This is a genomic window from Bacillus cereus group sp. BceL291 (genome assembly GCF_051776705.1).
Taxonomy (GTDB): domain Bacteria; phylum Bacillota; class Bacilli; order Bacillales; family Bacillaceae_G; genus Bacillus_A; species Bacillus_A cereus.
In genome coordinates this window covers 1-1,875 of record NZ_JBPWAP010000202.1, presented here as the reverse complement: position 1 = coordinate 1,875, position 1,875 = coordinate 1, and the positions used below count along the sequence as shown (strand labels likewise).

Genomic DNA, 1,875 nt, shown 5'->3' with positions numbered 1-1,875 from the left:
GACAAAGCCTTCTACGTCAGCAATACGTTCTTCGTATGTCATGTGCTGCAGAATATCTTCTAAATATGTATCTTTATAGCTGTAGTATTTCTCCTCAAATGTTTCCACAAACTTTTGCCAAGATTTGAGTGTTACTAGCACAGCATTGGTTGTTTCCCCATTTAAGCTACGTTGATTTCGTATTACAAATGATTTCCCCATCTTTTTCACCTCCGTTCTGCAAATTCAGAAATATATGCCAAAAGACTATAAAATATTCCAATTTTGATTATATCAAAACGAATTTTGTAAAAACGTGCCCTTTAAGAGAGTTTTTAAAAAGAGGAAACACACGCTAACCCCTTGAGCCACAAGGCCTCAAAAAAAAGTTACAAAAAATTTTATGTGCAACTTTTGTGAAAATGTGTTTCCTGTTTCGGTGCTAGAGGAAACATGGAAATCACAATAAACCTTGATTTAATCATATTTTTTACTCATTGTTCTTTAGTTACGCGCACGACTTGAGAAAAATGTTTCCTGTTTTCCGTTTTTTTACGCGCGCGACTTGGGAAAAAAATAGAGTTTATTTATGTTTTGAAAAAACGAAGATACTATAGAACTATTGGTATAAAAGGTTTTTTGGCATGTTTATAAAAAAGTTACGCGCACGACTTGGGAAAAGTGTTTCTTGTTTTGTGTTTTAAGAAGGAATATGTTTCCAAAAAGTAGTGTATTTTGTTGCAGGTGTTTCCTCTTTTTTCGTTATACGCGTAACTTGGGAAAAGTGTTTCCTCTGAAAAAGAAGAAACAATACAAATTGAATCTGAAAAATTAGCAAGGTATGATTAAATATACAGGAGAAAATATTAAGAGAAATTTTTTTAAAACATTTATAAGGGGAATTGAGAATGGATCAAAGAATAGAAGAAGTTAATTATAAACTAATAGACAATGGTATATTTTTCAGTGTGAATAAGACTCAACTTGCACGACACTTTCTAAATAATGTTCTTGAAATCGATGTATGTAATCTAAACAAAGAAGAAGTTACTAAAATAATTTGTGAGAAATATGGTTATAAATTAAAACAGTTACCAGATGAAGAAGAAATCTATCTATTTGTAGCTCATAACATAATGGGAATTAAAGAGGATAAAGAGCCTTATGAATGTTTTAACCATGAGGTTTTTCTTGTAATGAAGGATTTAAGAAAAATTAATTTTATGATCCAAGAATATGAATCAAAACAGCAAGTTAAAGATATTGATAGATATGAAAAGAAAAAGTATCAATACTTAGCTGAAAAGCTTTATAAGGCGAAAGATGTGATATGTGAATATATGACAGGAGAAATCAATTCATGTATATATAAAGAAGTAAAAGATTGGAGTAAACCAAATGGATTTCCTAGCTCCGGTAGTTTTAATCAAATGTTACCGAGTCGATATGCTTTTAGAGGTAGGGAAGAAGAATATGAAATGTCAGTTTTTGATGGATTGAATTATAAATTTGAATTTATTACGTTACAAGAGCGAAATGAATTGAAACTTCTACACAGTAATAATAAAGATGAATTTAATGAACGTGTGGATAGATATATAATTACACATGAAATTGACAATAAAATATTATCTCTTATAGAGGAAAATCATGTACTTAATAAGAGAGGAATGCTTAAACAAGCAATAGAAATTTATAAAGAAGATATGATGGAATTATTCTGCCAGATTATACCTCTTCAAATTGAGGGGATAATATATGATTATTGTATTGAGTTAGGGGTTTCTTCACATGCCCATCAACTTAAGGATAGAAACTCTACGGTTTTCCATTAATTGAAATGAACAAACTTTTAAACAGTATAATCCTCTTAAAAATGAGCATACGAAATAAACC

At 30.1% G+C, this 1,875-nt stretch carries 1 protein-coding gene and 1 pseudogene; one reads left to right on the top strand and one right to left on the bottom strand.

From position 1 onward, the window contains the following. A pseudogene (locus ACS2CR_RS34045) lies at positions 1-201 on the bottom strand (hypothetical protein); the annotation flags it as partial. 686 nt (positions 202-887) lie between these two features. Here ACS2CR_RS34045 and ACS2CR_RS34040 point away from each other — a divergent pair. Further along, entirely contained in the window at positions 888-1,814 is a 927-nt protein-coding gene (locus ACS2CR_RS34040) for a hypothetical protein (protein WP_309567926.1), read from the top strand. Positions 1,815-1,875: the final 61 nt, after the last annotated feature.

What these genes read in the sequence shown, in the direction of transcription:
- ACS2CR_RS34040 (WP_309567926.1), top strand. Translation starts at nt 888, where the DNA reads ATGGATCAAAGAATAGAAGAAGTTAATTATAAACTAATAGACAATGGT.